This window comes from Pedobacter superstes, assembly GCF_037622515.1.
GTDB lineage: Bacteria > Bacteroidota > Bacteroidia > Sphingobacteriales > Sphingobacteriaceae > Paradesertivirga > Paradesertivirga superstes.
In genome coordinates this window covers 345,340-365,302 of record NZ_JBBJCN010000001.1, presented here as the reverse complement: position 1 = coordinate 365,302, position 19,963 = coordinate 345,340, and the positions used below count along the sequence as shown (strand labels likewise).

General features: G+C 39.4%; 17 protein-coding genes. 10 read left to right on the top strand and 7 right to left on the bottom strand.

The genetic code is table 11. The features are described from left to right. The first annotated feature begins 26 nt into the window (after positions 1 to 26). The 5 genes from WG906_RS01645 to WG906_RS01625 all read left to right on the top strand — a co-directional run bounded on the left by WG906_RS01645 (position 27) and on the right by WG906_RS01625 (position 5,427). Positions 27 to 641: a hypothetical protein gene (locus tag WG906_RS01645; RefSeq protein ID WP_339990774.1), complete on the top strand. Its 615-nt coding sequence runs from the start codon at positions 27 to 29 to the stop codon at positions 639 to 641. Between the two features lie 97 nt (positions 642 to 738). Further along, the gene (gene ppk1, locus WG906_RS01640; RefSeq protein ID WP_339990773.1) at positions 739 to 2,793 is read left to right on the top strand and encodes a polyphosphate kinase 1; all 2,055 of its coding nucleotides are present in this window, start codon (positions 739 to 741) and stop codon (positions 2,791 to 2,793) included. Positions 2,794 to 2,798: 5 nt separating this feature from the next. Next, on the top strand, positions 2,799 to 3,698 hold the full coding sequence (locus WG906_RS01635) for a Ppx/GppA phosphatase family protein (RefSeq protein ID WP_339990772.1): 900 nt from the start codon (positions 2,799 to 2,801) through the stop codon (positions 3,696 to 3,698). A gap of 20 nt (positions 3,699 to 3,718) precedes the next feature. Further along, positions 3,719 to 4,546: a glutamate racemase gene (gene murI, locus WG906_RS01630; RefSeq protein WP_339990771.1), complete on the top strand. Its 828-nt coding sequence runs from the start codon at positions 3,719 to 3,721 to the stop codon at positions 4,544 to 4,546. A gap of 140 nt (positions 4,547 to 4,686) precedes the next feature. Continuing rightward, positions 4,687 to 5,427 (top strand): hypothetical protein, encoded by a 741-nt coding sequence (locus WG906_RS01625; protein WP_339990770.1) that lies wholly within the window; start codon positions 4,687 to 4,689, stop codon positions 5,425 to 5,427. A gap of 87 nt (positions 5,428 to 5,514) precedes the next feature. On the opposite strand, the gene nhaA is transcribed toward WG906_RS01625, so the two are convergent. The 5 genes from nhaA to asnS all read right to left on the bottom strand — a co-directional run bounded on the left by nhaA (position 5,515) and on the right by asnS (position 10,284). Next, positions 5,515 to 6,705 (bottom strand): Na+/H+ antiporter NhaA, encoded by a 1,191-nt coding sequence (gene nhaA / locus WG906_RS01620; RefSeq protein WP_339990769.1) that lies wholly within the window; start codon positions 6,703 to 6,705, stop codon positions 5,515 to 5,517. Positions 6,706 to 6,766: 61 nt separating this feature from the next. After that, positions 6,767 to 7,387 carry an L-threonylcarbamoyladenylate synthase gene (locus tag WG906_RS01615; protein ID WP_339990768.1) on the bottom strand — a complete coding sequence of 207 codons (621 nt, stop codon included), beginning with the start codon at positions 7,385 to 7,387 and terminating at the stop codon, positions 6,767 to 6,769. 51 nt (positions 7,388 to 7,438) lie between these two features. Further along, entirely contained in the window at positions 7,439 to 8,518 is a 1,080-nt protein-coding gene (locus WG906_RS01610) for a 2Fe-2S iron-sulfur cluster-binding protein (protein ID WP_339990767.1), read from the bottom strand. A gap of 17 nt (positions 8,519 to 8,535) precedes the next feature. Next, on the bottom strand, positions 8,536 to 8,787 hold the full coding sequence (locus tag WG906_RS01605; RefSeq protein WP_339990766.1) for a KTSC domain-containing protein: 252 nt from the start codon (positions 8,785 to 8,787) through the stop codon (positions 8,536 to 8,538). Between the two features lie 51 nt (positions 8,788 to 8,838). Further along, complete coding sequence (gene asnS / locus WG906_RS01600) at positions 8,839 to 10,284, bottom strand: asparagine--tRNA ligase (protein ID WP_339990765.1); 1,446 nt, start codon at positions 10,282 to 10,284, stop codon at positions 8,839 to 8,841. Between the two features lie 317 nt (positions 10,285 to 10,601). Between asnS and WG906_RS01595 the strand changes: the two genes are divergently transcribed. Both WG906_RS01595 and WG906_RS01590 read left to right on the top strand, forming a co-directional pair. Next, positions 10,602 to 11,222, top strand: a complete 621-nt coding sequence (locus WG906_RS01595; RefSeq protein ID WP_339990764.1) for a DUF2975 domain-containing protein — start codon at positions 10,602 to 10,604, stop codon at positions 11,220 to 11,222. Further along, positions 11,222 to 11,428 carry a helix-turn-helix domain-containing protein gene (locus WG906_RS01590; protein WP_339990763.1) on the top strand — a complete coding sequence of 69 codons (207 nt, stop codon included), beginning with the start codon at positions 11,222 to 11,224 and terminating at the stop codon, positions 11,426 to 11,428. The genes WG906_RS01595 and WG906_RS01590 overlap by 1 nt, the downstream gene beginning before the upstream one ends. Positions 11,429 to 11,442: 14 nt before the next feature. On the opposite strand, the gene WG906_RS01585 is transcribed toward WG906_RS01590, so the two are convergent. Then, a complete protein-coding gene (locus WG906_RS01585) occupies positions 11,443 to 12,711 on the bottom strand; it encodes a Clp protease/crotonase-like domain-containing protein (protein ID WP_339990762.1) in 1,269 nt (422 codons plus the stop codon). Positions 12,712 to 12,851: 140 nt separating this feature from the next. Between WG906_RS01585 and WG906_RS01580 the strand changes: the two genes are divergently transcribed. From WG906_RS01580 to WG906_RS01570, 3 genes are all read left to right on the top strand, one after another. Next, positions 12,852 to 13,700: a metallophosphoesterase family protein gene (locus WG906_RS01580; RefSeq protein ID WP_339990761.1), complete on the top strand. Its 849-nt coding sequence runs from the start codon at positions 12,852 to 12,854 to the stop codon at positions 13,698 to 13,700. A gap of 328 nt (positions 13,701 to 14,028) precedes the next feature. Beyond that, a complete protein-coding gene (locus tag WG906_RS01575; RefSeq protein WP_339990760.1) occupies positions 14,029 to 15,489 on the top strand; it encodes a phage tail-like protein in 1,461 nt (486 codons plus the stop codon). Between the two features lie 75 nt (positions 15,490 to 15,564). Further along, positions 15,565 to 19,113: an MBG domain-containing protein gene (locus WG906_RS01570; RefSeq protein WP_339990759.1), complete on the top strand. Its 3,549-nt coding sequence runs from the start codon at positions 15,565 to 15,567 to the stop codon at positions 19,111 to 19,113. Positions 19,114 to 19,337: 224 nt separating this feature from the next. On the opposite strand, the gene WG906_RS01565 is transcribed toward WG906_RS01570, so the two are convergent. Continuing rightward, positions 19,338 to 19,754, bottom strand: a complete 417-nt coding sequence (locus WG906_RS01565; RefSeq protein ID WP_339990758.1) for a (R)-mandelonitrile lyase — start codon at positions 19,752 to 19,754, stop codon at positions 19,338 to 19,340. Positions 19,755 to 19,963: the final 209 nt, after the last annotated feature.

Sequence of the window (19,963 nt, the reverse complement as noted above, 5' to 3'; positions counted from 1 at the left end):
AATGTATTATATTTAGTAAAAACATTATGAAAAAAACTAAACCAAAATCAACTAAGCCGGCTAAAGCGGTTGCAAAAGCATCGCCCAAAAAGACAGCTAAAAAAGAACTTGAAAGTGGTATAGCAGAAAGATTTCTTGATGTTGTTTCTAATCTTGGACATGATGCTGAAAGAATTGCGAAAGATATAAAAAAGATGAGTAAAGAGATTGCTAAAAAGCTTTTTGATAAAGTTAAAAGTGCTAATGAAGCTGAAAAAATCTCTATCCGTAAAAAAATAAAAGCTAATAAAGAAATTGCTAAACGAGAGGTTAAAGCTACCAGGAAAGAAGGTGTAAAAGCTCCTACTAGAGCTGAGAAAGTTGTTGCTAAAGTCGCCTCCAAACCAGCTGCCAAACCCAGCGCTAAACGCACACCACAAATTACAAGTTCGAACGCAATAGTAGAACCAAAACCCGGGGTTAGAAGACAGGCCGGGTCTGAAGGTTCAAACCAGGCAGAAACGGAACCTCTTAAAAAAAGAATCAGAAAGCCTGCCGCACCGAAGCCGGTGCTTACTGAAACACCAGTTTCTGTTGAAGAAAGTAATGTAACAAAAGAAAATCAGATAAGACAGGAGTCATCTGAAACCAAATCAGAATAAAAACCTTAATATAAAAGCTGCAATTAACATTAAGTTAACAATAAAATATACAATTTGCAGTCCCGGTCTGTGGCCCGGGACTTTTTAATATATATGGATGTCTAAGCAAAAAACACTGCTTAATAATCGGGAAATCAGTTGGTTGTATTTTAATGCGCGGGTCCTTCAGGAAGCTGCCGATAAAACAGTTCCGCTTATTGAACGAATTCGGTTTTTGGCCATTTTTTCGTCGAACCTGGATGAATTTTACAGGGTGCGGGTACCAACACTAAGTCGCTTAAGTAATATCAATACTAAAGCAAAAGAAATCTTTGGATACAATCCTAAAAAGATTATTAAGCAAATTAAAAATATAGTAGTAAAGCAGGAAAGGAGATTTAATCATCTTTATGAGGATGAAATAATCAAAGAACTTGCTCAGGAGAGAATATTTATTATAAACGAATATCAGTTAAATGTTGCCCGGGGAGAATTTGTAAAAAAATATTTCAGAGATAAGCTGCTTCCTACCCTGGTACCGATTATGCTTGATGATTCGAAACCTTTCCCTGAGCTAAAAGACAGGGCAATTTATTTCCTGGTGCGATTTACAAAAAAAGATCAGCCGGAAAAAGTGCGCTACAGTCTCATGGAAATTCCAACTAAAAGGCTTGAACGCTTTATCGTTCTTCCGGAAACTAATAATTTAAAGTTTATAATTCTTTTGGATGATGCTATCAGGTATTGCCTTGATAATATTTATTTCATTTTTGACTATCACACCATAGAAGCATATTCTATTCAGCTTACCCGCGATGCCGAGCTGGATCTGGATAGAAACGTGAGTGAGAAATTTATTGATACACTTACCAAAAGTCTTCAGAAGAGAAAAAAGGGGCGGCCCATGCGATTATTGTATGACAACAATATGCCTCTGGATATGCTTACCTATCTTGTCGAAAAGCTTGATCTCGATACTGATGCGCTGATCCCGGGAAACCGGTACCATAATTTCAAGGATTTTATCAGTTTTCCAAACGTTGGACGACCTGAACTTGAGTATGATAAAGATCCGCCGCTCGAGATAGCCCACCTGGATATGGGTAAAAGTATATTCAGCCAAATATCTAAACGCGACTATCTGATTAATCTTCCTTACCAATCGTTCGATTATATCATACATTTTTTGCGGGAAGCGGCTATTGATCCTAAAGTTGTTGAAATTGACATTACTCTTTACAGGTTAGCTGAGAATTCGCGTGTTATTAATGCCCTGATAAATGCTGCTAAAAATGGGAAGCGGGTGAATTGCCTGGTTGAATTGAAGGCCCGGTTCGATGAACAGAATAATATCAACTGGACAAAACGTTTAGAAGAAGACGGTGTACAGGTTAATTACGGACTGCTCGATTATAAGGTACATTCAAAGGTTTGTTTGATCACCAGAAGAGAGAAAGGTAAAGTAACCTATTATGCAAATCTGGCAACAGGGAATTTTAACGAAAAAACAGCAAGACTTTATTGTGATCATAGTTTGTTTACCACAAATCCGCAAATTACAGAGGAGCTTGTACACCTGTTTAAGGGACTGGATAAAAAAGTTTTTTACAAAGATTATAAATGTTTGATTGTATCGCCTCTGGAAACCAGGGATAAGATCGGGGCGTTAATTGATACCGAAATAAAGAATGCAAAGGACGGAAAGCCTGCATATATGGTTCTGAAGATGAACAGCCTTGCTGATGAAGATATGGTTCAGAAATTATATAACGCAAGTTCTGCAGGGGTTAAAATTCAGTTAATTATTCGCGGCATGTGTACTCTGGTTCCTGGTATCGAAGGTCTCAGTGAAAATATTGAAGTCATCAGTATTATTGATAAATATCTGGAACACGCACGTGTCTGGATTTTTGCCAATGGGGGCGAGGAAAGGATTTTTCTTACTTCCGCTGATCTGATGACACGCAATCTTGATCATAGAGTAGAAGTGGGTTTTCCGATTCTTGATCCGAATATCCGTAAGGAGATACGTGATATTATAAATATACAGTTGAAAGACAATACCAAAGCCAGAGAACTGAATAGCTTAAATAATAACAGATACAGGCCGAAAGGTAAAATATGTTACCGGGCTCAAACAGATATATATACATACCTTAAATATAAAAAATAAGAACGGTGAGATACGCTGCTATAGATATAGGCTCAAATGCTGTACGGCTTTTAATTGCCGATATAATTGAAACCGGAAAGGAAACATCCTTTAAGAAAAACACCCTCATCCGGGTGCCCTTACGTTTGGGCGATGATGCGTTTTTGGATAAACGTATTTCGCCAAAAAAAGCCGGCGATTTGCTAAAAACAATGGCTGCTTTTAAAAACCTGATAGAGGTATATAAGGTGGAGGATTACCGTGCCTGTGCGACCTCGGCAATGCGTGAGGCGGAGAATGGGGCTGAATTGGTTAAAGATATTAAGGAAAAAGCTGGTATCAACCTGGAGATAGTTGAAGGACAGAGTGAGGCTAATATTATTTATTCAAGTCATATTGAACGCACGCTCGAACGAAAAAAGAACTATTTATATATTGACGTAGGAGGAGGCAGTACCGAGCTTTCGGTATTTTGCGACGGAAAAGTAAAAGCATCCAAATCTTTCCCGATCGGAACGGTAAGAATGCTTGATAACGCTGATACCGATGAATCATGGGCAGATATTAAAGAGTGGATCAAAGTGTATAGTAAGCAATACCCGAATCTTATCGGAATTGGTACCGGAGGTAACATCAATAAGCTTTTTAAAATGTCGGCCGAAAAAGATGGAATGCCATTGAATGCCTCAAAACTGAAAGAAATGTATAATTATTTAAATTCATTTTCTTTAAAGGAACGAATTACTGTTTTAGGTTTAAACCAGGATAGAGCCGATGTAATTATACCAGCTTGCGAAATCTATTTAAGTGTGATGAAGTGGGCCGGGGTGAAACAGATCTATGTTCCACGTGTGGGAATGGTGGATGGAATCATCCAATTGTTAATTGAGAAGAATAAAAAGATTCAAAAGGAAGTTAAAGTATAAGATACTTTAGAAATTTGATAATGCCACAGCAAAGCGGACCTATAGGTATTTTCGATTCGGGGTATGGTGGTTTAACAGTTTTTAAAGAGATTGTTAAAGAACTGCCCGGGTACGATTATATATATTTAGGCGATAATGCCCGGGTACCATACGGAACCCGTTCTTTCGAAACGGTTTACAAATATACTCTTGAGTGTGTACAGGAGCTTTTTCATCTTGGCTGCAATCTGGTAGTACTCGCATGTAATACTGCATCTGCGAAAGCCTTGCGCAGCATACAGCAAAATGATTTACCAAAGTTAAATGACCTGCGCAAAGTTTTAGGGGTGATACGTCCTACAGCAGAAGTTGTGGGCAATTATACAAAAACAGGAAATGTAGGTATTGTGGCAACCCCCGGTACGGTAGCCTCAGATTCTTATGCGATTGAAATTCATAAATTTTTCCCTGAAATCAATGTGTGCCAGGAAGCCTGTCCTTTATGGGTGCCTTTGGTGGAAAACAACGAAATTGATAGTCCCGCTGCCGATTATGTGGTAAAAAAGAATCTGGATGATTTATTTAACTGCAATCCTGACATTGATACTTTAGTGCTTGCCTGCACCCATTATCCTATACTCATCAATAAAATCCGGCAATTTACCGGCCCGAATATTCAGATTATATCTCAGGGTGAGCTGGTTGCCCGGTCTTTAAAAAATTATCTTCAAAGACATAATGAAGTAGATCTGTTGTGTTCACAAAACGGACAGCAAATTTTTTATACAACAGAATCAACTTCGGATTTTGATAAAAAAGCAGCAGTTTTTTTAGGAAAGAATGTAAGTTCCAAACTGTTGACTTTTTAATAATTTTCTTCAATATTCCCCATTCTTATTTTTCTTCTAATGCTGGATTATCAGTAAATAAATACCTGTAATTTAATTTTGTCGATTAAACTTATTCATGTTTAAACTGTCTTATATAAACACACACACACAAATTAGACATGAAAAAATTAGTATTAACGGCATTCATTGCAGGGATAAGTTTCCTTGCTTTAGAATCAACTGCGCAAACAGGTACTTACACTGATGATCAGGGAGAGTACAGGTATGAAACCCGCCAGGAAAGGGTTTGGGTTCCTGAGGAACGTAAAGGTGGTATTTTCGGAGTCGGCGGGCGTACAATCCCGGGGCATTACGAAAACCGGAGCACTCAAGTAAAAGTTTACCGCGACCGGAATGGCAACCCGGTAAATCAAAATGGACAGTATGGGGAACAAAGAAGAGGTTGGGAAGGGAAACATCCTCATGGTATGCCTCCCGGACAAAGAAAAAAAATAGAACAACGAAGAAATAATGGCGATTATGACAGACGTGATGGCAGAGATTACGACAGGAATAATGATGGCGTGATTAACAGTCGTGACCGGGTTTATGACAGAAACAGAGATGGTGTAATTAACGATCGTGACCGCGTTTATGACAGAAACAGAGACGGTGTAATAAATGAGCGTGACCGGGTTTACGACAGAAACAGGGATGGTGTAATTAATGATCGTGACCGGGTTTATGACAGAAACAGAGATGGTGTAATAAACGATCGTGACCGGGTTTATGACAGAAATAGGGATGACAGAAATAACAATCGTACCATAAATAACAGGGATCGTTATCCTAACAATTCTGATGATAATTATAAAAACAATAAAAAATCTAAATCATCTAAGGGTAAATCTAAACGATAATTTTTAAAGGTTTATAAAGAATTTGGGTCCTTTAAAGTCTCGTCTGCTATTGCAGACGAGACTTTTTTATGCATATTTCAAAATCAATCAGCCTGCACATTTCAATGCCAGTATTTTTTTAACTCTTTTCCTATATACCAGGCTTAGGTAAGTATAGCCAAGAATCCCTGCAAGTACAGATGCTATGAGTATTGCGAATTTAGCTTCATCATGAAATTCTGCTGACTCGAATGAAAGCAGAGCTATAAATACCGACATGGTAAATCCTATTCCTGCAAGCATGCCTAAGCCAATTATATGTTTCCAGGAACTTCGTGTGGGAAGGCTGCTTAAACCAAGTTTTACCGCCAGGTAAGAGAATATGCTTACTCCCAGGGTTTTGCCAATTAATAGTCCGCAGATAATTCCTAATCCCAGGGGTGAGGTTAAACCATCCAGCATACTGCTTTGAAAACGGATATTTGTATTTGCCAGAGCAAAAATTGGCATGATGATATAGTTTACGGGCAACACGATTGAATGTTCAAGTGTTTCCAGTGGTGAGGAATGTTTATCCGGATTAGTAGGAATGGTAAAAGCCAGCAAAACTCCCGCAATTGTTGCATGAATGCCCGAATGATGGATGAAATACCATAAGAAAATTCCAGGGATAATATAAAATGCCAGCTTTTTAACACCAAAAAGATTCAATAATGTAAGTAATCCTAATATTCCTCCGGCGTATAAAAGTTGGTTTAAATGAAGCTCTTCTGTGTAAAAAATCGCAATCACTAATATTGCCCCTAAATCATCAACAATAGCTAATGCCGAAAGGAAAACCTTTAGAGATGTCGGAACTCTTTTTCCCAGCATGGATATTACCGCCAGCGCAAAGGCAATATCGGTAGCCATAGGTATACCCCAGCCATTTGCAGTTGGTGTTCCGGAATTAAACAAATAAAAAATACCAGCAGGAACAAGCATGCCTCCCATAGCAGCAAAAATCGGAAGTACGGCTCTTCGAACAGATGATAATTCGCCTTCAAGCAGCTCACGTTTAATTTCAAGCCCCACCAGCAAAAAGAAGATTGCCATTAAACCATCATTGATCCATATTTCTGTGGGGTATTCTAAATCGAGTGGGGCATAACCAAACGAATAATTCAGTAAGGCATGAAACTGGTCGTAAAATCCTATATTGGCTATAGTCAGGGATATAATAACAGATATAATTAACAGGGCGCCACCAATTTGCCCTGATTTAAAGAAATCTTTAAACGGTTGAAGATTTATAGCCATAAGGGCGAAAATAAATATAAAATGCCGACAGACCTTATCTGCTATCTAAATCTTTAGAAAATTAAATAAATGCCTCCAAATCGCCTTTGCCCTGCCTTAAAATTTTAAACTCACCATTTGTGCAGTCAACAACTGTAGAAGCAAGGTTGTCTCCATAACCACCATCAATAACAAGGTCTACTTTATCTTTATATTTCTCATAGATTAATTCGGGATCCGTGGAATATTCGAGTATTTCATCTTCATCATGAATAGATGCGGAGACAATTGGATTACCCAACATTTTTACAATATCGCGGGCTATGGTATTATCGGGTACCCTGATGCCTACAGTTTTCTTATTGGAGTTTAATAGCTTGGGCACCTTATTATTGGATTCAAAAATGAACGTAAATGCCCCTGGCAAGGCTTTTTTTAATAGGCGGAATATTGAATTATCGATGGGTTTAATATAATCAGAGATGTGACTCAGATCGTAACAGATAAAAGAAAGATTTGACTTTTCAGGTTTAATCCCCCTTATCTGATAAATCTTTTCAATCGCTTTTTGATTCGTAATATCACACCCAAGGCCATAAATCGTATCAGTGGGATAAATGATCAGGCCTCCTTTTTTCAATACATCAACAACTTGCTGTATTGCCTTTTCGTTTGGGTTCTTTTCGTAGATCTTTAATAGCATGGCGTGCCTGAACTAATGTAAGTGCATAATTTATAAAGATAAAATTCCCCTTCATTGTTCTGAAAGAAAATCAATTGCTGTATTTTTTGTTTCAGGATAGCCGGTGCAGGTTAAAACCCAGCCTTCTTTTATATCGGCGTCTGTTAGTACTTCATTAATGCTCATATAGATATGGCCGCTTTTACATTTGGCCGCACAATTGCCACATACTCCGCCTTTGCAACTGTAAGGCAGGTTTAATCCCTGTTTCAATGCAGCATCAAGAATATTTTCACCCGAATGAACCGTAACTAACTCTTTATTTCCGTAGAAATCAATCTGCACTGTAGTTTCCGGAAAAATCTGATGCACTACCCGCCCAGAACTCATTACTTCGGGTAAAAAGTTCTCCTTCCGGATATTTTCTTTTTTGAAATGCATTAAGCCTATGGTGAAATTAAGCATTCGCATATATGAGAACGGACCACAAAGTAAAAACGCTGCATTTCCTTTCTCAAATTTCAATAAACGGTTTATCAATGTTTCTGTGTTGATATTGCTTAAGCGTCCCTGCTCATGTTTTCTGAAATCCGGTTCGGAAAAAAGATTAATCAGGTTTAAATTCTTCGAGTTTTTTGAAAGATTTTCGATCTCTTCGAGGAACAGGGCATCCCTTTCATTGCGGTTGCTGTAAATAAGATGGATAACACTTTGGGGTTCTTGAGTTAGCAGCATTCTTATTTGGGGAAGTACAGGAATAATCCCACTTCCCGCTGCAAAGCAAAAAATGTCTCTTTTTATCTCAGGAATAGGGGAGAAACTGAATCTTCCTGCAGGCAGCAGGGATTTAATAATTTCTCCCTCTTTCCAATACTGGAGTATATATCTTGAAATTAAGCCATTATCAACTTTCTTAACAGTAATTTTAAGAGGTTCACCAGGTAGTGAAAGGATAGAATAGGAGCGGCGTATCTCCTGTTTTTCAGTATTTATGATAAAGGTTAAAAACTGCCCTGGTTTATAGTTTAAGGTTTTTGCGTTTAAAAGTTCTAACTGGTAGGTCTTTGACAGGGGATTCTCCTGTTTTACCGAATCAATTCGAAAATGAAGCAGCTTTTCCTTGTCCATTAAAGTAGAACTTGCTTCTGTCATACTTTGTTCAAAATAAATCAATGTATTCCACGGAAGGCATACACAGGCTTGATTTGTTGATTTACGAACACACCTGATGATCCGCCGGATATGATTATCTCTGTGTATAAACTCCATATTGCAGGCTCAACCTTCAAATAATGATAAACCTTAGCCCCGATAAATTCGACCTCCAATATTTTCTTATCAGCTGAATAATCTATGCTGACAGTTGTTCGCGACGCGGGTGTGTAAGTTTTATTTGCACTATCAAGCCTTTTGTCTTCCATTTAAAAGAAAAAGCCCCTGAAAGGAGCTTTTGTTTTATGTTCTTCCAGAATTTAAAACTCTGCATTTTTTGGCGTCCTCGGAAAAGGAATAACATCGCGGATGTTTGTCATGCCTGTAACAAACAGAACGAGTCTTTCAAATCCCAAACCAAAACCTGAATGCGGGGCAGATCCAAAACGGCGGGTATCGAGATACCAATCCATCTCTTCAGTAGGAATGTGCATATCCTTCATGCGGTTTTCAAGCACATCCAGACGTTCTTCACGTTGCGAACCACCAACGATTTCACCAATTCCCGGGAAAAGAATATCCATTGCTCTTACGGTTTCTTTCCCTTCTGCATCTCCTTCATTTCTGCGCATATAAAATGATTTGATGGCCGCAGGATAATTGGTTAAAATAACAGGCTTTTTAAAGTGCTTTTCGACAAGGAAGCGCTCATGTTCTGATTGCAGATCTGCACCCCAGTCGTCAATTAAGTATTTAAACTGCTTTTTCTGATTTGGTTTCGAACTTTTCAGAATATTTATAGCCTCGGTGTAAGTTATCCGCTCGAAATTGTTTTCCAGGCAAAAGTTTAGCTTTGAAATCAAATCAAGTTCTGAACGTTCGTTCTGGGCTTTTTGTTTTTCTTCTTCAAGCAGGCGGTTCTTTAGAAATTCAAGCTCTTCAGAGCAATTACCCAAAGCATAGCTGATTACGTACTTTAACAATTCTTCTGCCAGATCCATATTGTCGTGGATATCATAGAATGCCATTTCAGGCTCTATCATCCAAAATTCTGCAAGGTGACGGGTAGTGTTAGAATTCTCCGCTCTGAATGTTGGTCCGAAAGTGTAAACCTCGCCAAATGCCATAGCCGCAAGCTCGCCCTCCAGCTGACCGGAAACGGTAAGATTTGTCGATTTTCCAAAGAAATCTTCCTTGTAATTCACGGTTCCATCCTCATTACGGGGAACATTGTCGAAATCTATCGTAGTAACACGAAACATTTCTCCTGCACCTTCAGCATCCGATCCGGTAATAATGGGCGTGTGCATGTAAACAAAGCCCTTGTCGTTAAAAAACTTATGAACAGCAAAAGCTAAAGCATGGCGAATTTTAAAAACCGCATTGAAAGTATTGGTGCGAAAACGCAGGTGAGCGATTTCACGTAAAAATTCAAGACTGTGTTTTTTGGGTTGAAGCGGATATTTTTCGGCATCACTATCGCCAAGAATTTCAAGTGTTGAAACTTTTATTTCAACCCGCTGACCTTTTCCTAAAGATTCTATCAGCTGACCAGTAACAGAAACGGCGGATCCTGTTGTAACACGCTTTAATAAAGCTTCATCAGTTGAGGTAAAATCTACTACAGCCTGTATATTGTTTAGTGTAGAACCATCATTTATAGCAATAAACTGATTGTTACGGAATGTTCTAACCCATCCTTTGACAGTAACCTGCGTTCCGAATTCGGTCGCGTTCAGTAAATCTTTAATTTTAGTTCTGGACATATGATTTTTTATTTAACAAAGCGCAAAAATACAAATCAGAATGGCATTTGAAATGGTAAAAAGGAGATGATTGAACCAGGAAAACCAAATCGCTGCGTTTCAGGTTCTCCAGCCCTGCTTTACATTATGTTGCACGAAAGCCTCAGCCGCCTCGCCGGTATCATTTCAATCAGGTGCATAACACTGGTTGAACGTCATTACGGAAAAAAGATAAAATGAACTGTTTATGTATTTTAGATATTATTTTATGTTTTACATAAAATAATAGTTGTTTTATATGAAAATGTTTGCATCTTTGTTCTATAGATAAATTTCTTATGGAAACGAATAGCAAAAAATTAATCAGGATTATAAAAGCAGTTTTGGATCTGGCCTGGTATGGTAACTTTATTCTTGCAGCAATTGCTCTATGTACGCTGCTTTATGTATTCACGTTTGAACAATATTCTGATTGTACTTTGCAGGTAAATATCCCTCAGTATACCGTGCAGAGTAAAGTTAAGGTCATTTCAGATCATGTGAAAGACGTAAATTTAATAGCCGATAACGCAAGTTTAAAAATGAAAATGCGGAACACGCCTTTTGTAATCGGCTCTTCATTGTTTTTACTGTGTTTGATCGAGTTTCTTATTTTTTCTATAATTTATCATCTTCGCAAGCTTTTCTCAAGTTTGGACAAAGGCAATCCCTTTACGTATGAAAATGTAAAGACGCTTAAGATCTCGGCTCTTTTTATTGCCTTAATTATACCTGTTCAAGCTCTTGTATTCCTGCTCGCAAACTTTCTGGTGAGATTTAATATTTCGTCTGTACATAAGTTATCGCTTGACGCTGACTTAGATTTTAAAGCGATAGTTATAGCCGCGATTCTTTACATTGTAGCGGAAATATTCAATTCGGGATTGGAACTAAAAAAGGAAAATGAGGAGTTTGTATAATGGCTATTATTATAAATCTGGATGTACAGATGGCAAAAAATAAAATGTCATTGACAGAGCTGGCAGATAAAGTGGGTATTTCAATGACCAACTTATCATTATTAAAAACTGGAAAGGTAAAGGGTATACGTTTTAATACGCTGGAAACCATTTGCAGGGAATTGAAATGTAAACCCGGTGATATATTGGATATTACGGGGGACTAACTTGAGTCAGAAGCTTATGTTTTCTGTTTTTTTTTCTTTGCGGCAGGAAATAATATGTTATTCAAAATCAAACGATAGCCCGGAGAATTTGGATGTAAGTTAAGATCTGTCGGAGGGCTTCCCCGGCCGCCGCCGCCGCGACTCCTTTCGGGATCATGGCCCCCATAAAAAGTCCATTGTCCGTTGCCAAATTCTCCATGAATATAACGGGCTTCATTGGCACTTTTAGTTTCGGCCATAATAAGCACGTTAGGTTTTAATACATCCTTACGGAAGGCAGTTGTCTGACCGTTAAACCCTTTAATAACGAATTCATGGTCCTGAGTTAGCATTGTAGGCACAATATCACTCTTGGCCGAAAATTCAAACAATGTAAAAAAATCATCAGTAAAATCTACATTCCGGGTTCTGGATACATCTATGTTCGAAAATCCACCGTAAGGGTAAAGATTGAGAATGAAATTTCTAAAGGCAAATGTTTTTGAAAAATCAAGTTTTTCCTGGGCATTCGGGTCTACTCCGTCACCATCATACACATCATCGCAAATATCCACACCCTCTGCGGCAAGGGCAATGTCAAAAGTGTCAGCTCCGGAGCACATCGCAAACAGGAAGCCGCCGCCAAGGCAAAAGTCGCGTATCGCTTTGGTAACAGCCAGTTTTAATAAAGATACTTTCTGATAACCGTATTTTCTGGCTATGGACTGCTGAATTTGCACTCCTTCCTGGAAATTAGCCTGTCTTCGGCTTGAACGACCAAATTGTCCGGTAAAGTCTTCATGATGGAGGTGAAGCCAATCGTACTTGCTTAGGTCGCCTTTCATAATTTCCTCATCGTAAATTATATCGTAAGGTATTTCTGCGTATTCCAAAACGAGTAGTACAGCATCATTATCTTCATTGTTAGACGGGATTTTATTTTTTGGACTGTAAACTGCAATCTTCGGAGCTTTTTCGAGTTTTACAAATTCCATATTTACATTCGGATTGACTATTTCTTCAATTATGGAATTAGTTTTTGCATCTGTAATTACTTCATAAGAAATTCCTCTTATTTTACATTCTTTTTCTGCAGCCTGAGAATATTTTACTAAAAAGCTGCCACTTTTATAGTTTAAGAGCCAGTCGGTTTCCAGCTCATGTTTCAGGGCCCAATAGGTTAGTCCATATGCTTTTAAGTGATTTTTCTGACTTCCATCCATAGGAATTAATATGGAACTCGCTTTAGAAACAAGGGGAGCCACCAATAACAAAAAGAAAAGATATCTTTTTAACATCATCATTTCATTTTAAAGGTGTCCTGATCCAATAATGACCGTTTTCGCTATATTTCAATTATTGAATTAATTTAGTAAAGAAAATAGGTATCTGAAGATAAACTATCAGTATTTTAAGGTAACAACTTGGTTATAAAGTATTACAGATGGAATCACGAAGAAAATTTATAAAGCAAAGTTTAACAGGTATTGCTGCATTTAGCTTGTTGCCTGCAGTTAATACATTTGCAGGGCAGGAGCAAGGCTCTTTTTTGAAAAGTGCAGACGCACCGAAACTGCGTTTTGCTCTTGCTTCCGACGGGCACTACGGGCAGCCCGGAACCCAGTCTGACAAGATGTTTGCAGACCTGATAAGCTGGTTAAACGACGAGCATTCTAAGAAACCACTGGATTTTGTGATTTTTAACGGAGATCTGGTTCATGATGATCCTAAACTTCTTGAGGTAGTTAAATTAAAGTATTTTAATGACTTAAAAATGCCTTTTTATGCTGTTCCCGGCAATCACGATCGCTGTAGCACAAGCCGGTGGAAATCTGTATTTGGTTATGAAGATAATTATGTGTTCGAATCGAAAGGGACTGGTTTCGTGATGGGGAATACATCCAATGAAAAAGGCGAATACATTTGTCCGGATAATGAATTTTTGAAAAGAAGCTTAGACAGTTTTAAAGATAAAAAGGTAGTTTTTGTCGTGCTGCACATTCCTCCCCATAAATGGCTGCCACAAGAAACGTATTTTGTTCATTGTGAAGATACGCTAAAACTTCTTCATCAGTATCCGAATTTAAAAGCCGTTTTTCATGGTCACGATCATTCACTGGACGGAATAAGGTATACCGGCAAGTTACCCCATCTATTTGATGGCCATTTTGGGGGTAATTGGGGAACCGATTACAAGGGTTACCGGATTGTTGAGATAGACGATGAAAATAAAATATTTACATATCAGGTGAATGCAGGCATGAATCCGGTTATAAATTCCAAAAGGATTTAAAATTTCGTTAGTAAGAAAATTCTACACTACAGTCTGTGAATGGTTGCGAAGCCCTGCTCTGAATAAAAAATTTTGCTTACCTGTTTTCCTAAGCTCTTTCCGCGTAATGCGGTCATTTTCTTCCTTGAGAAATTCCCTCGGAAAACAGGAAAATTAATATCCATGGCCTAAAGTCATCTGGCTTCTCTAATAAGTAAAATACTTTTTTAAGATTTTAAATCGGTAACTATAAGTCTGCCTGCCCGTACTAAGCTAAAACTACTTCCCTTCTTACCAATACTTTTTTAGAAGTTCTACCGGTTTCTTTATCATTTTTAATCAAAACAATATGTCAAAATTCTACTCAGTTCTATCTGCATTATTTATATTATGTCTTTACCAGGCGAACGCACAGGTAGGAGTTGGTACTACAACTCCCCACGCAAGTGCTCAATTAGAAATAGTTTCGACAAATAAAGGCCTCTTGATACCTAGGCTTGCATTAGCGAGCAGGCCGTCCTCTCCGGCAACGGGTCTTTTGATCTACCAAACAGATAGTACTCCGGGTTTCTATTACTACAACGGTACGGCATGGGTGAATATCAGCAGTATCAGCACTCTTTCTTCCAACCTGAATACAAATACCCAGACTCTTTCTTACGATGGTACGATAAGCGGTTTGAAAATGGTTAATGAAGGCGGGATGACAATACATGGTGTACGAAACTCTTCACTTTCGACTACCCCCGTATTAAACTTTCAGTTCGATAAGGCAGGAGGATTTGTCGCTAAGGGGGTTCTTGGCACTGGTACCATACCAGCCAGCGGATCTGGCGAACGGATGATGTGGCATGCTTATAAAGGGTCATTCAGAGCAGGGGGAGTAGGTGTTGGTGTTGATAGTTGGGACGAGACATACAATGGTTTTTACTCTGTGGCTTTCGGCTTTAATACAAAAGCATCTGGTAATTATAGCATATCAATGGGTTACGCAAACAGTGCAATGAGTGCTTATGGTATTGCTATGGGCTATACCAGTATTTCGCACGGTACATCTGCTATTGCAATAGGATACAGGTGTACTGCAAACGCAGATTATTCTATGACTCTGGGCCACCGTGCTTCTGCAGCCGGATTCAGCGGAACCATGGTCATGAGTGATGCTTCTAATACAGATAGTTTGCGGGCTTCACTTATTAATCAGTTCAGTGCGAGATATGTAAATGGATATAGATTGTATACAAATGCTGGTAAAACAGTAGGTGTTAGTGTGGTTCCCGGAGGAAATGCATGGGCTGCAGTTTCAGATTCCACAAAAAAGGAAAATTACATAAAGCCAAACCAGGAATATTTTTTAAACCAGCTTAGTAAATTACGTATAGGCTCATGGAACTATAAGGTTCAGAATAAAACAGTTCGCCATTATGGTCCGATGGCGCAGGAAATTTTTTCATCCTTTGGTAAAGACGGCATTGGTGTAATCGGGAATGATACTACTTTGGCAACCGCCGATATGGATGGTATTATAATGATCATGTTGCAAGGCCTGGAAAAACGTTCTGCAGAGCAGCTAGTTCTTAACAAGCAACTAACAGCAGATATGTCCAGATTTAAAGCAGAAAATTCTTTACTTCAGGAAAAGCTTGCGGCCCTTGCTGAGTCAAAAAGAGCACAGGAAACTATTCAAGCCACACTAATAGATCAGCAATCCAGAAAAATTACAGAATTAACTGCTGAGGCTGCCGAACTGAGAAAAATTAAACAAAGGCTAGACTCATTAGAAAAAATGATGAGTGCAAATGTTCAGTAAGCTTCACGCTTCTCTTAATGCTTCGATAAACAAGGGCATTAAGATGAGTATTTGTTCACTTTGTAATAATATGGAATGAAAAATTATTTTAAGTTAATAGTTTTAGTCCTCTTCAGTTACTGCTCAATAACAGGTGCACAGGCACAGTTAAGCGCAGGAACAGAGGGTTTGTATATCAAGGCCGGTACTACCCTGTCAACGGATGGCCTGGTATTAAGTCCTTCAGCTGATCTTTCACTATCTGGACTGAATTTAGAAAAATCAGCCATACCTGTTACCGGCGCTGCAGGATTCGGAATAAACAGGGCATATAATTTTAGGACCCCTGTAAGCTTTTCCGGCACCTTAGGTTTTTATTTTTTAACAGGTGAATTGAATGGTAACGCTGAAAATATACTTCAATTAGTTTATAAATCTTCTGGCGTCGGTACGTACACCGCTACAACAGGAACTTCGGTAAACACCAGTACGAAGTACCTGGAAAATACGTTTCCAGCTACAGTTTTTTCGACTGTGTCGGCTGCTGATCCGGCAATTTTTACAACATCTGCCAATGCTAATTTATCAGCGTTAGCATTAAGCGCCGGCACATTGTCAACGGCTTTTTCATCAGGAATTCTAAGTTATACTGCCTCGGTAGCTAACAATGTATCCTCACTTACACTTACCTCCACAGGTGAAGAGACTCATGCAATTATAACGATAAATGGCACAACTGTAAGCAGCGGCAGTGCCTCTGGGTCGATTTCATTAAGTGTCGGCAGCAATACACTGACAACCGTGGTAACTGCTCAGGATGGAACAACTACAAAAACGTATACAATATCGCTAACCCGTGCAGATGCTCAAACCATTGCATTTAATCCCCTTTCTGCAAAATCGTATGGAGATGCAGACTTTACTTTACCGGCAACTGCAAGTTCAGGACTAAGCATCACGTATGTATCGGATAATACCTCTGTAGCTACTATTAGCGGGAATACCGTAACGGTGAAAGATGCGGGAACAGTAAAGATAACTGCTAGTCAAGCAGGAAATTCCAGTTACGATGCTGCAAGTCCTGTGGAGCAGATTCTTGTTGTTAATAAGAAAGCCATTACCATAACAGCTGCTCCTAAAAGCAAGTCTTATGGAGAGACTGATCCTGCTTTAATTTATTCCATCAGTTCAGGAGCCCTTGCTGGAAGCGATGCCTTTACAGGATCATTAAGCCGTGACGCCGGGGAAAATGCTGGAATCTACCCCATCAAACAGGGAACACTGGCATTGAACGGAAATTACGATTTAACCTATGCGGGAGCAGATCTGTCCATAAATAAAATTGCCATTGCCATAACTGCTGCTCCTAAGAGCAAGGCTTATGGCGACACTGATCCGGCTTTAATTTATTCGATTACTTCGGGAGCCCTTATTGGAAGCGATGCGTTTACAGGATCATTAAGCCGTGATGCCGGGGAAAGTGCCGGAATCTACCTCATCAGACAGGGAACACTTGTATTGACCGGAAATTACGATTTAACCTATACGGGAGCAGATCTTTCCATAAATAAAATTGCGATTACCGTATCAGCTGCTCCTAAGAGCAAGGCTTATGGTGACGCTGATCCGGCGTTGATCTATTCGATTACTTCAGGAGCCCTTATTGGAAGCGATGCGTTTACAGGATCATTAAGCCGTGATGCAGGTGAAAGTGCTGGAATCTACCCGATCAGACAGGGAACACTTGCATTGACCGGAAATTACGACTTGACCTATTCGGGAGCGGATTTGAGCATTGGTAAAAAGTCCATTATGTTAACAGCTAATCCTAAAAGCAAGGCTTATGGCGAAGTTGATCCCGCTTTAACCTATTCCATTACATCAGGAGCCCTGGCAGGAAGCGATACCTTTACAGGATCATTAATCCGTGATGCCGGGGAAAATGCTGGGACCTATACAATAAAACAAGGTACGCTTACATTGAACGGCAATTACAGCATAAGCTTTACTGTAACTGATTTTACCATTTCTAAAAAAGCACTTTCAGTTATAGCAGAAGATAAGAGTAAAATGTACGGTGATGCTAATATGCCACTGACGGTAAAGTACACCGGTTTAGTAAACGGAGAAACAACGCTGACCCCGGCACCGGTAATCAGCACCGCAGCCACAGCATTATCATCAGCTGGTACTTATGATATTGAAGCCATCGGAACATCAGTTAACTACAGTATCACCTTTGTAAAAGGAACTCTAAGAGTAGATAAGAAACTGTTGACAGTAACTGCCGACAATAAAACCAGGATCCAAAATACAGTAAACCCTCCTTTCACAGTTAGCTATAGCGGTTTTATTGCTGGAGAAGGGCAAAATAATCTTACTACACAGCCAATTGCTAACACCACAGCAGGCACCCTCTCTGCATTAGGGGCTTATCAGATAACGGTAAGCGGCGGAGCTGCTAACAATTACAGCTTTATTTATACGCCAGGTATGTTAACAATAACTCCCGGGATTCCAACAAGTGTAAATCTTGCAGTAGCGACTGTTTACGAGAATGCCCCTGCAGGTACGCTTGCGGGAACCTTAAGTTCAACTTCGGATGATGGGGCTGCTGCCTTTACGTATAGTTTAACAGGTGGTAGCGGTAGTGTTGACAACGGAATGTTCAATATCTCTGGTAATCAGATAAGAACCGCTGCAGCCCTTGATTTTGAGCAAAAATCCAGTTACACTATAAGGGTGCGCTCTGCAACTCAGCATAATCTCACACTGGATAAGGAGCTTATTATCAGTCTTAATGATGTAAATGAACAGCCAGGGCTAAACGAAATTGCTAATCAGGTTATTTGTTATACTTCCGCCCAACAATCTGTAGGTTTAAGTGGGATTACCGCAGGACCAGAGGCAGGTCAGTCTGTTAGTTTATCGGTAAGTTCTACAAATAATGCCCTGTTTGAAAGTCTTGAAGTTACACAGGTAAACTCAAGCGGCAATGCGCAGGTAAATTACAAAGTAAACAATGGTTCGTTTGGTACCGCGCTTATCAATGTGCTGGTAACGGATAACGGTGGTACTGCAAATAGTGGCATAAATAGCATATTGAAGAGCTTTATAATAGAGGTTAATCCACTGCCCCAGGTAGCAATATCTTCCGATAAAGGCCTTGTAATTTCAAAAGGCGAAACTGCACTATTAACAGCTACCGGAGGCGGGACATATCAGTGGCAAAATGCTCAGGGTATTCTCGGCGGACAAATCAATGCTGCGCTTTTTGTTCGTCCGGAAGTAACGACAACGTACAAAGTCCTGGTAAAGAATGCCAGTAACTGTACAACCGAACAGGAGGTGACTATTACGGTAAATGCCGATTATGAACTTGTTAGCGGAACAAATATCATGTCTCCAAATGGCGACGGAGTGAACGACAATCTGATAATAAAGAACCTTGACATGTATCCTAAAAATGAGGTGAAGATTTTTGACAGGGCGGGACGATTGTTATACAGCCAGAAAAATTACACCGACCAATGGGATGGCACATTAAACGGTTCTCCCTTAGCGCAGGATACCTATTACTATGTGGTAGATTTTGGACAAGGGATACCTCAGAAAAAAGGCTTTGTTTCAATAATCAGAGATTAAAAGACTAAAGCGGGAACCTGGAGCAAATATTAGCCGCAAGGTATACCAATTGAAATTATAATCTTTTTTTTAGGCTGTTTAGACTGCGGAGAGTATAAATTTAGAAACTGTATAAATGAGATCCGGGTTGAACAACCCGGATCTTTTTATTTATTGACCGACTTCTTTAAATTCCCTAGAAAATTTGAACGGGAAAATTCGCATAACTTAATGAACCATCTTTCTTAAAGATTTGCTAAGGGTAACTTGTTATATTCTTCGTCCGTTACAGGCGCCAGCCATTCAATCGGACCTTCGGCAGTATTGGTTATAGCGATATGGGTGAAACTGCTGTCGGATGTCGCGCCGTGCCAGTGCTCAACGAGAGAGGGTATAACTACTACGTCGCCTTTCTTAAGTAACCTTGCCGGTTCACCTTTTTCCTGATAATATCCTTTCCCATCTGTAATAAGCAGTATTTGCCCTGCCGGATGGGTATGCCAGTTGTTTCTGCAACCAGGCTCAAACTCTACATTGCCAACGGAGTAAGTTTCTGTTTCGTCCTGCGAAACTAAAATCTTCACCCATGCTGTTCCTGTAAAATAATCTGCCGGTGCTTTATCCCCCTTGGGGAAGATGACGTTTTGATTTTCTGTATTCATAGCCGTTTAATTTACTTGCGCTTAAAAGATTCTGATGAATATGCTTATATCTAAAGCCTAGATATGAAGGGATCTCGCATGCAAACTCTCGAGTGAATCTACATATTTCAAATTTAAGAAAATCCAATAGACAAGGGCCTGATTATTTGGAAACCACTCCAATAAAAAGTATAAGCACCGCGGGCAAGGCGCTCTCCAAAAGAGGTTTA